Source organism: Rhizobium lentis, assembly GCF_017352135.1.
In the GTDB taxonomy this organism is placed as follows: Bacteria; Pseudomonadota; Alphaproteobacteria; order Rhizobiales; family Rhizobiaceae; genus Rhizobium; species Rhizobium lentis.
Window position 1 is genome coordinate 177,759 of record NZ_CP071455.1, and the last position, 12,816, is coordinate 190,574.

General features: G+C 61.0%; 13 protein-coding genes. 7 read left to right on the forward strand and 6 right to left on the reverse strand.

Annotated elements, in window-relative coordinates; translation table 11 throughout:
* Window positions 1–80 precede the first annotated feature (80 nt).
* The 7 genes from J0663_RS23035 (at window position 81) to J0663_RS23065 (ending at window position 7,621) form a co-directional block, all read left to right on the forward strand.
* Window positions 81–3,713: a PAS domain-containing protein gene (locus J0663_RS23035; RefSeq protein WP_207245466.1), complete on the forward strand. Its 3,633-nt coding sequence runs from the start codon at window positions 81–83 to the stop codon at window positions 3,711–3,713.
* Window positions 3,713–4,354, forward strand: coding sequence for a response regulator transcription factor (locus tag J0663_RS23040; protein ID WP_207245467.1), 642 nt, complete (start codon window positions 3,713–3,715; stop codon window positions 4,352–4,354). Before J0663_RS23035 ends, J0663_RS23040 begins: the two co-directional genes overlap by 1 nt.
* 2 nt (window positions 4,355–4,356) lie before the next feature.
* Window positions 4,357–4,734, forward strand: a complete 378-nt coding sequence (locus tag J0663_RS23045) for a response regulator (protein ID WP_207245468.1) — start codon at window positions 4,357–4,359, stop codon at window positions 4,732–4,734.
* 1 nt (window position 4,735) lies between these two features.
* Window positions 4,736–5,431, forward strand: coding sequence for a response regulator transcription factor (locus J0663_RS23050; protein WP_207245242.1), 696 nt, complete (start codon window positions 4,736–4,738; stop codon window positions 5,429–5,431).
* Between the two features lie 188 nt (window positions 5,432–5,619).
* Window positions 5,620–5,973, forward strand: a complete 354-nt coding sequence (locus J0663_RS23055; RefSeq protein ID WP_207245244.1) for an ArsR/SmtB family transcription factor — start codon at window positions 5,620–5,622, stop codon at window positions 5,971–5,973.
* Window positions 5,974–6,299: 326 nt separating this feature from the next.
* Entirely contained in the window at window positions 6,300–6,965 is a 666-nt protein-coding gene (locus tag J0663_RS23060; protein WP_207245246.1) for a nitroreductase, read from the forward strand.
* Window positions 6,966–7,048: 83 nt separating this feature from the next.
* The gene (locus tag J0663_RS23065) at window positions 7,049–7,621 is read left to right on the forward strand and encodes an NADPH-dependent FMN reductase (protein WP_207245248.1); all 573 of its coding nucleotides are present in this window, start codon (window positions 7,049–7,051) and stop codon (window positions 7,619–7,621) included.
* 37 nt (window positions 7,622–7,658) lie between these two features.
* On the opposite strand, the gene J0663_RS23070 is transcribed toward J0663_RS23065, so the two are convergent.
* The 6 genes from J0663_RS23070 to J0663_RS23095 form a co-directional block, all read right to left on the reverse strand.
* Window positions 7,659–8,600: an ABC transporter ATP-binding protein gene (locus J0663_RS23070; RefSeq protein ID WP_207245250.1), complete on the reverse strand. Its 942-nt coding sequence runs from the start codon at window positions 8,598–8,600 to the stop codon at window positions 7,659–7,661.
* A 22-nt stretch (window positions 8,601–8,622) separates the two neighbouring features.
* Window positions 8,623–9,258, reverse strand: a complete 636-nt coding sequence (locus tag J0663_RS23075) for an ABC transporter permease (protein WP_207245252.1) — start codon at window positions 9,256–9,258, stop codon at window positions 8,623–8,625.
* Window positions 9,255–9,887: an ABC transporter permease gene (locus J0663_RS23080; protein ID WP_207245254.1), complete on the reverse strand. Its 633-nt coding sequence runs from the start codon at window positions 9,885–9,887 to the stop codon at window positions 9,255–9,257. Before J0663_RS23080 ends, J0663_RS23075 begins: the two co-directional genes overlap by 4 nt.
* The gene (locus J0663_RS23085; protein ID WP_207245255.1) at window positions 9,884–10,702 is read right to left on the reverse strand and encodes a phosphate/phosphite/phosphonate ABC transporter substrate-binding protein; all 819 of its coding nucleotides are present in this window, start codon (window positions 10,700–10,702) and stop codon (window positions 9,884–9,886) included. The genes J0663_RS23080 and J0663_RS23085 overlap by 4 nt, the downstream gene beginning before the upstream one ends.
* Window positions 10,703–10,707: 5 nt before the next feature.
* Window positions 10,708–11,712 carry an ornithine cyclodeaminase family protein gene (locus tag J0663_RS23090; RefSeq protein ID WP_207245256.1) on the reverse strand — a complete coding sequence of 335 codons (1,005 nt, stop codon included), beginning with the start codon at window positions 11,710–11,712 and terminating at the stop codon, window positions 10,708–10,710.
* A gap of 119 nt (window positions 11,713–11,831) precedes the next feature.
* Entirely contained in the window at window positions 11,832–12,719 is an 888-nt protein-coding gene (locus J0663_RS23095; protein ID WP_207245257.1) for a glycine betaine ABC transporter substrate-binding protein, read from the reverse strand.
* Between the last annotated feature and the right edge of the window lie 97 nt (window positions 12,720–12,816).

Genomic DNA, 12,816 nt, shown 5'->3' on the forward strand with positions numbered 1-12,816 from the left:
CGCCGGCCCCAAAATGGAAAATTACTGTCGCAGGACATGCTGACGATCCCCCGGCCTTGCCTGTCCGGCCGGAGCGGTTGATCGAGAGCGTCTGGTCTCACCGGCCCCCATTCTTGCGTCTGGCGCTTTTCTTCCTCGCCTATGTGCTCGCCTGCGGCTTTGCTCAGTCGCTTGCGATCGTGCCGGGAACAGGCATTTCCATCTGGCCTCCGGCCGGGCTTTTCATCGCGACACTCATCCTCGCCTCCCGGCCGAGCTGGCCGTGGTGGATCTTGGCGGGCTGCCTGGGTGAGATGTTCAGCAATGTCCTCTGGTTCCACAGTCCGCAGGCCGCGGCCTTCCTGATCTATGTCGGCAATGCTCTCGAAGCTGTGGTTGCGGCATGGCTCGTCAACCGGACTTTGAAGCCTCCGGTTCGGCTCGAAACCCTGCAGGAAGTTACCGCATTCGTCGTCATCAGCGCCGGGATTGCGCCGGCCGTCAGCGCGACCATCGGAAGCGCCACGCTTGCCTGGTTCAGCATCCAGTCGCAATCCTTCCTGACAGCCTGGCCCTTATGGTGGATCGGAGACGCGACCGGTGTTCTGATCGTGGCGCCGCTGGCGCTGGTCCTTTTCCACAGCTGGCGCGGCAAAACCCAGTTTTCGGCCGGGCAATGGGTGGAAGCGGTCATCCTGGCGCTGATCTTTCTCGGCGTCGCCGCTCTGTCGCTGAGCGGCTACCTTCCCTTCGCCTATATCATCATGCCCCCTCTTCTCTGGGCCGCGGTCCGCTTCGAATTCAAGGGAGCGGCGGTGTCACTCGCGCTCCTCGCCCTGATTACCGCCGTCTTTACGATCACGGGCGCCAGCCAATTCGCCGGCGATCCGACGTCCCAGAAACATAATCAGGTCATGCTGCAGCTTTTTCTGGCGATCTCGGCATTTTCAGCGCTGATTGTCGCCGCCATATCCCGTCAGCATCAGATGGCGGTGCTTTCGCTGCGCCAAAGCGTGCAAGCGCTCAGCGAACGGGAACGGGAGCTCTCGCAGCTCGTGGACATGGTGCCGAGCCATGTCTGGCGTCTCAGACCCGACGGCGAGCCGACCTTCTTCAACAAGCGCATGGTCGACTTCCTCGGCGTCGATGTGGCGGATTCCGACAGGCCCGACGTGAGCAGGCTGGAGGCGGTGTTTCAGGCCATCGTTCATACCGATGACGCCGCGGCATTCAGAGATTTGCTCAGCCATTGCCTCGTCACGGGCGAGAATTTCGTGATGCGCTATCGGCTGCGCCGCGCCGACGGCGTCTATCGGTGGATGTCGAGCCGGGCAGAGCCGATGCGCGACCAAGCGGGAAACATCGTCCAGTGGTGTGGGCTTTGTCACGATATCGACGACCAGGTCCATGCGGAAGAGGCCTTGCGCCGGAGCGAGCAGCAGCTGCAGCAGATGATCGACGCCGTTCCCATCCGCATCTGGAGCGTGGAGCCGACGGGTGGCTCGATCTACTTCAACAAACGCTACCAAGATCACTTCCGCGCCGTCATCGCCGATTTCGACTCCGTCGGCGAACCGCGCATCGACGAACTGCTGCAGCAGTTGATCCACCCCGATGAAGCGCACGACGTTCAGCGCACGCTGCGCAATTGTTTCGAAAGCGGCGGCGGCGCAGCAATGCGGTTTCGCTGGCTTGAAAAGGATGGCGTCTATCGCTGGGCCGAATGCAGGGTGGAGCCGAGGCGCGACGAAGACGGAAAGGTCGTGCAGTGGTACGGCGTTTCGCTCGATATCGACGATGAGGTGCGCGCGCTGGAAACCTTGCGCGACCGTGAGCGCGAACTCTCGCAGCTCGTGGACATGGTGCCGGTGCAGATCCGGCGCCTGAAACCGAACGGCGAACCGGTCTTCTTCAACAAGCGCCTGATCGACTTTTTCGGCCTCGACGTCGGCGATATGGACCGGCCCGGCATGAGCCGTCTCTCATCGGTCATTCACACGCTCGTTCATCCCGACGATGCACAGCGGCTGCTGGATACGGTCCAGCAATCCCTCGTCAGCGGCGATCCCTTCTCGATCAAATACCGCATGCGCCGTTTCGACGGAGCCTATCGCTGGGTCGACGGCCGCGCCGAGCCGCTGCGGGATCAAAACGGCGCGATCGTGCAATGGTACGTGATATCGGTCGACATCGACGACGAGATGCGGGCGCAGGAAGCGCTGCGCAACCGGGAGCACGAGCTTTCCCAACTGGTGGACATGGTTCCGAGCCTGCTCTGGCGGCTCAATCCGGAAGGCGCTCCAACTTTCTTCAACAAGCGCCTGATCGACTTCCTCGGCCTTGACGTCGCGGAGATGGAGAAACCCGGCATGAGCCGGCTGGCGGCCCTCATCGACGTCGCTGTTCATCCCGACGATGCCGAGCGCCTCGCCGAGGCGCTGAACCATTCCCTCGTCACCGGCGAACGATTCTCGCAGCAATATCGCCTGCGGCGCGCCGACGGGGTCTATCGCTGGGTGAAAGGCAGCGCCGAGCCACTGCGCGACGAAACCGGACGGATCGTCCAGTGGTACGGTCTCTCGCATGATATCGACGACCAGTTGCGCGTCGAGGAGGCACTGCGAGAGAGGGAGCGGTCGCTCTGGCAGATCGTCGAAACGCTGCCTGTCATGATCGATTGCGCGGCTCCGGACGGAGAGCCGGTCTATCGCAATCCGCAACTTCGTGACTTTCTCGGATACAAGCTCGAAGACCTTGATGGAACCGGAAAGTCACGGCTGGCCGGCACGCTCGATGCCGGCGTTCATCCCGACGATCTAGCCGGCGTGAAGGAGAAATATGCCCATTCGCTCGCCACCGGCGAACCCTATGCGCGCAGGCACCGCCTCCGGCGGTTCGATGGCGACTATCGCTGGGTCGAGACGCGGGCTGCGCCGATGCGCAACGCCGAAGGCGCCATCGTGCAGTGGAATGTCATATGCCTCGACATCGACGGCGAGGTACGAATAGAGGAAGAGCTGCGCCTGGCGCAGGAGGGGCTTGCCCGGGCGAGCCAGGCGGCAAGCCTCGCCGAGCTTTCCGCCTCCATTGCGCATGAGGTGAACCAGCCCTTGGCGGCCGTCGTGGCGAATTCCCACGCCTGCCAGCGCTGGCTGACGGCCGAGCCGCCGAACATGGAGCGGGCGCAGAAGACGGTCGAGCGCATTATCCGGGACGCCAACTCGGCCGCCGATGTCGTCAGCCGCATTCGCGCCTTGTTCAAGCAATCCGCAGACAGCAGGACCCAGACGACGCCCTCCGGGATTATCGAGGAGGCGCGCAGCCTGATGGCCGACGAGGCCTGGCGCCGCCGCGTTCGCCTCGAGGTCGACGTCGACGCCAACCTGCCGCTGATCGCGATCGATCGCGTCCAGATCCAGCAGGTCCTGATCAATCTCGTCCGCAACGGCATCGAGGCGATGCAGGCCACGACGGACGACAGAGTGATCGGGATACGCGCGCACCATGTAGGAAATGGCGTCCGGATCGAAGTCAGCGACCGTGGCCAGGGCATCGCGTTTCCCGAGAAGATGTTCGAGCCTTTCTTCAGCACTAAGGAAAACGGTATGGGCATGGGGCTGGCGATCTGCCGCTCGATCGTCGAACTGCACGGCGGAAGATTATGGGCGGAGAAGAACGAACCGCACGGAGCGACGTTGATCTTCACATTGCCCATTGAAACGAAGGCGGCATGATGACGGCCGACGACCATATTGTCTTCATCGTGGATGACGATGAACGCATTCGCGAGGCGCTCGGCGAGCTGCTCGCCTCGCACGGCATGCATGCCGTCGCCTTCGAGTCCGCATGCGATTATGTGAAGGCAGACAAGCCGGATCGGCCTGCCTGCCTCATTCTCGATATCGAGCTGCCCGATATCAACGGCCTCGAGCTGCAGCGGCAGATCGCCGACGGTGATCATCCGCCGATCGTCTTCATCACTGGACACGGCGACATCCCCTCTTCCGTGCGCGCCATCAAGCGCGGCGCGGTGGATTTTCTCACCAAGCCGTTCAGCGATGATGATCTCATGGCGGCCATCCAGGCGGCAATCGCCCAAGATCGCGCAAAGAAGGCCGGGCGCGCCGAACTCGACATGCTGAGGCGACACTATCTCGACCTGACACCGCGCGAGCGCGAGGTGCTGCCGCTCGTCGTCAGCGGCCTTCTCAACAAGCAGGCGGCAGCCGAACTGGGGATCAGCGAAGTCACGCTACAGATCCACAGAAGGAACGTGATGCAGAAGATGGCGGCGGCATCGCTCGCCGATCTCGTGCGCATCGCGGAGAAACTGGAAATACCGATAACCCACTCGCGCCGGGTGGGAGGGAATTGAACATGAACAAGACAAGACATGTCGTGGCAATTGTCGATGACGACCCAAGACTCCTTGAATCCATGGGCGACCTGCTGGAGTCAGCGGGCTATGTCGCGCGAAGTTTCTCGTCGGCGGGCTCGCTGCTCGTCAATGGGTTGTCGGATCTCGACCTGCTCATCACCGACATCGGAATGCCCGGCATTGACGGCTTCGAGCTTCGTGATCTCGTCAGGAAATCACGTCCGGAGCTGCCGGTGTTCCTGATCACAGGCCGCCACGAGATCGCGGATCAGGGTCGGGCTCAAGGCACCGGCCGATTCTTTCGCAAGCCTTTCGATGCCCAGGCGCTGCTCGCGGCTATCGCCAATGCTTTGCACAAATCGAGAGATGGAGGGTGACATGAGAGTTGACCAGCCGTTGCGGAGATCGGCGCCGTTATCACCGCAGCGCGTGTGTGAAGAGGATCAGCCGCTCGTCATTATAGTGGATGACGACGCCTCCATTCGCGAGGCGCTCTGTGAACTCATCCTGTCGGCAGGTTTCCAGCCGGTCAGTTTTGCCTCGACCCGCGAATTGCTCGACGCGCATATATTGGACAGGCCGGGCTGCCTGGTCCTCGATGTGCGCATGCCGGGGGCGAGCGGTCTTCACCTGCAGAGTCATCTGGCCGAAAACGGCATCGCCAAACCGATCATCTTCCTGACCGGACACGGTGATATTCCGATGACCGTACAGGCGATGAAAGCCGGGGCGGTGGATTTCCTCACCAAGCCGGTGCGGGACCAGACGCTGCTCGATGCCGTGACCGCGGCCATAGCGGTAGACGGCGAACGACGGGCGGAAGCCGCGATCGCCAAGCGCAATATCGAACGTCTGGAGACGCTGACGCAGCGCGAGCGTGAAGTGTTGCACGAAGTTGCCCGCGGACGCCTCAACAAGCAGATCGCTTACGATCTCGGCATCAGCGAGGTGACGGTCAAGCTGCATCGCAGCAATGTCATGCACAAGATGGAGGCCGCCTCGATCGGCGAACTGATCCGGGCCTGGGAAACACTCCCGGCGCAAATGCGTCAGGGCGGGCGCGTAGGCCTTTAACCGGGTGCCGTGCAAAGAGGGAAGGACGCCGGCTGTCCATTTTGATGCACGCGTATCCGATTCACGCCAAAAAAGACGATGCGGCGCCGACAAATGGGTTTCGGCACTGCACCCTTGCGTTATCTCTAAATTAAAGTTCGGGGATATGACCCGGTGCCCGGCTTTGGTTCCCCAAAGGAGATCTCGCCTTGAACAATCAATCGTCAGTCCCGCATTCCCCCGAAACCATCGCTTTCGATAACGAAGCAAATTTCCTGTCGGCCATGGGGAATGCCAAACGGCTTCACATTCTGCATCTGTTGACCGAAGGAGAAATGTCCGTGACGGTCCTGGCCGACGAAGTGGGATTGAGCCAATCGTCAACGTCGCAGCATTTGGCAATTCTTCGAGAACAGGAACTCGTGCAGACGCGAAGGGCTGCGCAGACCATCTATTATTCACTTCAATCTGACGCGGCCAGGGCGATGCTCGATACGCTCGCTGACATCTTCGGATCGCACCGTCCTGCGGCGGCAGAACGTGCCCGAGCCGTAGGCGCTTAACGAAACGTCGGTCTTGCCAGTTCTGCCGAGAATGACCTTGTTGGCATCAGGATCGGCGCCTCGACGGCGAGAACGCGGTTTCAACGAGATGACCGCCGCTGGACCTCTATGCACCAGAGGCTGAGGCCGTTCAAGGCTTCTTACCGAGGCCTTGACGCCGTGCTCAGGATTCCCGCGATGCTTCGCCCACATCCTCCTCGGACAGATCGATCCCCGATGGACCTTTGACGTACGCCTCCTAGACCACTGTGTGATTACGCCGCCGTTGCAAATGGGGATAATGAGCCACATCAGAAACGAGACCGGCTCACGACATGGAGGCGATCATGGATGTATATGAGGCAGTCAAAAGTCGACGGTCGGTGCGCGGGTTCAAGGACAAGCCTGTGGCAAGGGAGGTGCTCGAGCGTGTGCTGTCGGCCGCCGCCTGGTCGCCATCAGGATCGAACATCCAGCCGTGGAACATCTACGTGATGACCGGCGCGCCGCTGGTCGAGCTCAAGACATCGGCCGTCGAGCGTGTGGCCCATGGCGACGCCTGGGACAAGCGGCAGTACGAGATGTATCCGCCCGCTCTGAAGCCCCCCTATGGAGAGCGCCGATCCGCCTTCGGCAAGGAGCGCTACAGCGCGCTCGGCATTGCTCGCGAGGACTGGGAGGCACGCCAGCGGGCAGCGATCGCCAATTGGAACTGCTTCGGCGCGCCCGCCGCCCTGTTCTGCTACATCGACCGTGACCTCGGCCTGCCCCAATGGGCCGATGTCGGCATGTATCTGCAGACCGTCATGCTGCTGCTTCGCGCCGAAGGTCTGCACAGTTGCCCGCAGATGGCGTGGTCGCAGGTTCGCGAGACGGTCGCAGAGGTCCTGTCACCTCCGGATGGGCTGATCCTCTTCTGCGGAATGTCGATCGGCTACGAGGATCCCGCGGTCGCCTACGCCCGTACGGGCCGCGCCCCGCTCGACGAGACCGTCACGTTTGTCGGCGAATAATCGTTTGCGCTCGAAGGACAGAGACCCCTTCGATAAATCCGCGTATGATACGTCCTTCATCATGCGGGATATTGGAGAACGCCATGACCACGCATAAAGTAGGCTATCTTATCGGCAGCCTCGCCAAGGGCTCGATCAACCGCAAGCTCGCCAAGGCATTGGTGCGTGTCGCCCCGCCGGAACTTGACATGTCGGAGATATCCTTCAAGGACCTGCCGCTCTACAGCTACGACTATGACGCCGACTACCCTCCGGCCGGCAAGGCGTTCAAGGCGGCAATCGCGGCCGTCGACGCGGTGCTGTTTGTCACGCCCGAATATAACAGATCCATACCCGGCGGGCTGAAAAACGCAATCGACTGGGCAAGCCGCCCCTACGGCACCAACTCGTTCACGCGCAAACCGTCGGCGGTGATCGGTACGTCGCCGGGCGCGATCGGCACAGCCGTCGCCCAACAGAATTTGCGCAGCGTGCTCAGTTTCTGCAATTCTCCCCAGATGAATGCCCCGGAAGCCTATATCCAATTCACACCGGGGCTGATCACCGACGACGGCGAGGTAACCAACGACACCACTGCCGATTTTCTGCGCACGTTCATGCGGGACTTTCATGCCTTCATCGCAAGGGTTCGCTCAGTGCTGCCGAAAGATGCCTAGAGCAATTCCAGGAAAACCGCTGCGCACTTTTCCTGCTCTATAGCCGATTGGCGCGCAACAACGTGGCTCGCGACAGATATCCCGCAAGCGTCCCATCGGCTGATCTGACATGGAGGCCCGGCATGTCGCCAGAGAGGATGAGCGCCAAGGCATCGTGAACCGTGGCGTCGGCGGCGATCTCGGCATCGCCGTTGGACGGTTCGGGCGCGGTCATGATCGTCGATACGGCAATCAAGCTCAGCCTCTTTATGGCTCGGTCAGGGCCGAGGAAGGTCTCGACGAACTCGTTGACGGGACGCGCAAGAATTTCCTGTGGGCTATCATATTGAAGAAGGCGGCCATCCCGCATGATCGCGATGCGATCACCCATCTTGATAGCCTCGTCGAGGTCATGCGTGACGATGACGACGGTCTTCTTCACCTTCCTCAGAATATCGCGGAATTCGTCCTGAAGCCTAACGCGGGTGATCGGGTCGATCGCGCCGAACGGTTCGTCCATCAGCATGATTGCGGGGTCTGCTGCGAGCGCACGCGCGAAACCGACGCGCTGACGCTGCCCGCCCGACAATTCGTGCGGCAGGCGCTGCCGCATGATGGCCGGCTCAAGACCGACGAGATCCAGGAGCTCGTCGACGCGGCGATCGCTGCGCGCCTTTTCCCAACCGAGAAGCCGCGGGACGGTCGCGACATTGCGTGCGATCGACATATGTGGAAACAGACCGACCTGCTGGATGACATAGCCGATGCTGCGGCGGAGCTCCTTCTGATCGACCCGGGCTATATCTCTTCCGTCGACCAGGACGCGTCCCGTCGTCGGCGTCTCCAACTGATTGATCATCCGCATGGTCGTGGTCTTGCCGCAGCCCGAGGGACCAATCAGGGCAACCGTCGTGCCGGTCTCGATCAGCAGATCGAGATTGTCGACCGCATGCGGGCCGCTTCCGTCGTATTTCTTGGTAACATGATCGAGATGAATCATCCTGATATCCGCTTTCGGCCGCTCAGCGCCGTTGAGTGAAGAGGCGCTCAAGGGCGCCGAAGGCCAATTCCGCAAAGATTGCCAGCAGGGCTATCGGCACCGCTCCGACGAGAAGGCGCGGCATGTTCATGATCGCAATGCCGGCGTTGATGAAATCGCCAAGCCCGCCGCCGCCGATGAAGGAGGCCAGCGCCGCCCCACCGATGACCTGGATGGCGCTCGTTCTGACGCCCGACAGAATCGCGGGAACTGCCAGGGGAAGTTCGATCTCCCACAGCATCTGTCCGGCGCTCATGCCCATTCCATCTGCCGCATCGATCACCGAGGCGTCGATCTCGCGGATGCCGATGATCGTGTTCAACAATAGCGGCGGCACGGCCAGGACGATGAGGGCGATCACCGACGGCAGCAATCCGATGCCGAGAAAAGGCATCGTCGCCGACAGGATCGCAAGGCTTGGGATGGAGCGCAAGGCGCCGGCGAAATTGACCACCGCAAAGGCGGCGCGCGGTGCCCGTGCAACGACAAATCCGAGCGGTACCGCAATGACGAAGGCGATGCCGAGCGACAGGACGCACATCAGAAGATGGCGATTGAAAGCGTTGAAGAAGGTACCGGAATTGTTGAAGATCCAGCTGGATGCATCGATGAAGATCATACTACCTTCCCCCCGCTGCGCCGACGCAGCAGCTTTTCGAAGGAGGCAAAACAGTAGTCGGCAAAGAGCGCCAGAAATGACGTCAGCAGCCCGCCTGCGATGATCTTTTCAGGAAAGCGCTGGTCGATGCCTTCGAAAATGATGACGCCGAGCCCGCCGGCATTGATATAGGCGGCAACGGTGGCGATGCCGATGACCGTCACCATGGCGATGCGAAGCCCGCCTACGATATAGGGCATTGCCAGCGGCAGTTCGACCTCCCAAATCCGTCGTGCCGTGCCGTAGCCCATGCCATCGGCAGCTTCCAATATGTCACGCGGAATCGCCTGAAATCCCATGCCGATATTGCGGATCAGGATCATCAGCGAGTAGGCGGCAAGACCGGTTATGGCGGGTGCCGCACCGATGCCCATGATGGGAATGAGAAGCGCAAACAGCGCCAGGCTCGGCACCGCGAACAGGATACCAGTGAAAATGACGATGACGGCAAAGCTCCGCGGTCGCCTCGCCGCCCATATCCCGACGATCAGCGAGATCACCAGGGCAATGCCGACCGAGGAAAAAACGAGATAGAGGTGCTCCAACAGCGCTTCGAATAGCCGGTCGAGATGTTTAGGGACCCATTTCACCATGAGATCCCCAATTTGCGATCGGTGTCGTCGGCTCTCTGCGGCAGAATATCGTAGGCCGAGGGAACGACCGTTGAGAATCGCCTGAGGCCGAGCGGCGCCAAAACCGCCGCTCCCTCAGGCGTTTCATGCAATGTCACGAGGCTTTGCTGCAACGCTGCGGCGATGTCCAACGGCAATGTCTGGGCGGCAACCAGCAGCGGCGCAGGAAGCGGATCGGTCGTCGCCAGAACACGGAGACCGTCGATCGCAGCGGGTTCGTGCATCCGCAGCAATTGGAAGGCGCAAGCGTCGATCGCACCTGCATCGATCCTGCCGTCCTTGAGGGCGGCGACGATGCCTGACGGGTTGAGCAGCGGTCCGACTGTCATGCCCTGCTTCATTTTCCCGGCAAACCGGTCGGCAAGAAAAGAACGCGCCGCGTGGTAACCCGATTGGGAATCGCGCACAGTCCAGCCCCAGCGTACCGATGCAAGATCCTCCACGGCGTTCACCGGCCCGGTGGAGGCGACGAGAATGTGGCTGGCATAGAGCGGCTGGTCCAAAGACCATGCCTCGCTCGAGACGGGTGCGGCAAGCACCGTCGGTCGCGCAGCCTCGGGCATGTGCGAAAACGGATAGCCGCACATGAAGACCGCTCCCATGTCCGGCCTCCCCCATAGCTCCGAAAGCGGTGCCGGTGCTGCATGAGCGATGATCTCGAGTTCGATGCCGGACTGCAGACTGACCTGCGCAAACAGCGCATCCCACAGGCCGCGAATGCGCGGACTGAGATTATACATTCTCGAACAGGCGATCGGCTTGGACATCACCATGGCAATTATGCGAACCGCAGCCGTTGGCCGATGTTCATCTGTCTTGCCTTGTCGACCATGGCGGCGCCGAGTGCCACATCGGTGGTGCTGAGGCCGCGGTGCCAGAACAGGATCGTCTCCTCATCGCTTTGACGGCCGGGCTTCCTGCCGCAGATGATCTGGCCGATTTCGGCATGCAGGTTCTCGGCTGTCACCTTGCCCTCGTCGACGTGACGGCGAAGCGCTCCAAAGGGCTTGCCGGGGCCGCATTGTCCCCAATCGTCGACGACGACCTTATCCATGATGTCGGTGAGATCGAATTCGAGCGCGCTCATCGTGCCATAGGGCACGACGAAGGCTCCCTTCTTCACCCATTCGGTCTTGAACAGCGGCGCCGGTTCCGGCAGGCGGCTGGCCTCAACCATGATGTCGGCATCCTTGAGGCAATCCTCCCAATTGTCGGTGACGACGATCTTCTTGCCGAGATCCGCCTCAAGACGCTTGGCGAAGGCATTGCGGCTTTCCGGGCGGCGCGAATGCACGCGGATTTCCTCGAAATCGAAGAGATGGTCGAGAAGCCTGACATTCCAGTAGGAGGTTCCGCGCGCACCGATATGGCCGAGCACCTTGCTGTCCTTGCGAGCGAGATATTTTGCGCCAAGAGCGGTGACGGCGCCGGTGCGCATGTCGGTGATGGCAGTCGCGTCGATGATGGCCTTCGGCACGCCCGTATTTGGGTCGAACAGGTTGAGGACCGCAAGCTCCGAAGGCAGGTCCACCTTGTAGTTGTCGACGAAGTCGCCGACGACCTTGACGCCGGCATAATTCAGCGCTTTGACATAGCCACGAAGCACATTGAAATGGCCTTTGTCGGAGCTCTCCGGCACAAGATGAACCCGCGGCTCGATGACGGTTTCACCCCTGCCCTGCGCATCCAGCGCCTTCGCCACCGCATCGAGAATCTCGTCATTCGTCAGCGCCAGCGCCTTGGCATCGAGGGCGTTGAGATAATCGATCCAGATTTCCTGCATTTCCCGCTTCTCCACATTCCTGCCCGCCTGCTCACCGGATGGATTTTCGAACAAACTCTTAAAAGGATCGCCGCGCCAGACAGCGGCCGGATTGATATCCGGCCGCGGAGGCATGACGGTTATTTCGGCAGGAGGCCGTTTTCCTTGAGGAAATCGACCGCCACGTCCTTGGCTTCCTCGTGATCGGTCTCGACCTTGGCATTGAGGACCCGCATTTTTTCATTATCGAGATGGGAGCCGACCGCTTCCAGCAGTTCGGCAACCTTCGGGTTGGCCTTCAACACGTCCTGGCGGACAACGGGCGCCACATAGTAGGGCGGAAACAGACCCTTGTCGTCTGCCAGCGGCACGAGGTTCTTCGAGCCGATCTGCCAGTCGGTCGCTGCACCATTGGCAACATCGATGTCCTTTTGTTCCAGCGCGTCGTAACGAAGACCAAGCTTGGCGAACTGCTTGAACTCCTTGAATTCGGCGTCATAGACACGCTTCAGGCCGGGCAGGCCGTCGGCGCGATCCGGAAACTCGGCACCGCCGCCGAAGACCAGGGTCTTGGAAACCTTGGCGAGATCCGACAGGCTCTTCAGATTGTTGGCCTGCGCGGTTTCCTGCCGGACAACGATGACATAGCCGTTGTTGATGCCGCTCGGCTTCAGCCATGTGAGGTTGAACTGCTTGGCGTAGAAGTCCTTGACCTGGGTGTAGACCTTGTCGGCATCGGTCGACATCTCGCCCTTGACGACAGACGCGAGCGCCGTCCCGGTATATTCCGGATAGAGATCGATCTCTCCGGCCACCAATGCCTGGTGCGCAATCAGCGTGCCGCCGAGGTTGATCTTGCGCTCGACGGTGAAGCCGGCGTTTTCCAGAACGGCTGAATACATTTCAGCGAGGATGAACTGCTCGGTGAAATTCTTGCTGCCGACCTTGATCGTCTCTGCGGATGCCGACTGGAACATGGCGGCTGCCATGATACCGGCTGCAAATATGCCCTTTGTCCAATTTTTCATAGTCATTCCCTCTGTTGACTTTTCAATGAACGAACCGGCGGCATTCCCCAGAATAACCGTCGGCATGACCGGTCGGCGCCCTGCCCTTCTTGGTGGG

Coding starts and splice junctions, on each gene's coding strand:
- J0663_RS23040 (WP_207245467.1), top strand. CDS start 3,713: ATGACGGCCGACGACCATATTGTCTTCATCGTGGATGACGATGAACGC.
- J0663_RS23045 (WP_207245468.1), top strand. CDS start 4,357: ATGAACAAGACAAGACATGTCGTGGCAATTGTCGATGACGACCCAAGA.
- J0663_RS23050 (WP_207245242.1), top strand. CDS start 4,736: ATGAGAGTTGACCAGCCGTTGCGGAGATCGGCGCCGTTATCACCGCAG.
- J0663_RS23060 (WP_207245246.1), top strand. CDS start 6,300: ATGGATGTATATGAGGCAGTCAAAAGTCGACGGTCGGTGCGCGGGTTC.
- J0663_RS23065 (WP_207245248.1), top strand. CDS start 7,049: ATGACCACGCATAAAGTAGGCTATCTTATCGGCAGCCTCGCCAAGGGC.
- J0663_RS23070 (WP_207245250.1), bottom strand. CDS start 8,600: ATGATTCATCTCGATCATGTTACCAAGAAATACGACGGAAGCGGCCCG.
- J0663_RS23075 (WP_207245252.1), bottom strand. CDS start 9,258: ATGATCTTCATCGATGCATCCAGCTGGATCTTCAACAATTCCGGTACC.
- J0663_RS23085 (WP_207245255.1), bottom strand. CDS start 10,702: ATGGTGATGTCCAAGCCGATCGCCTGTTCGAGAATGTATAATCTCAGT.
- J0663_RS23090 (WP_207245256.1), bottom strand. CDS start 11,712: ATGCAGGAAATCTGGATCGATTATCTCAACGCCCTCGATGCCAAGGCG.
- J0663_RS23095 (WP_207245257.1), bottom strand. CDS start 12,719: ATGAAAAATTGGACAAAGGGCATATTTGCAGCCGGTATCATGGCAGCC.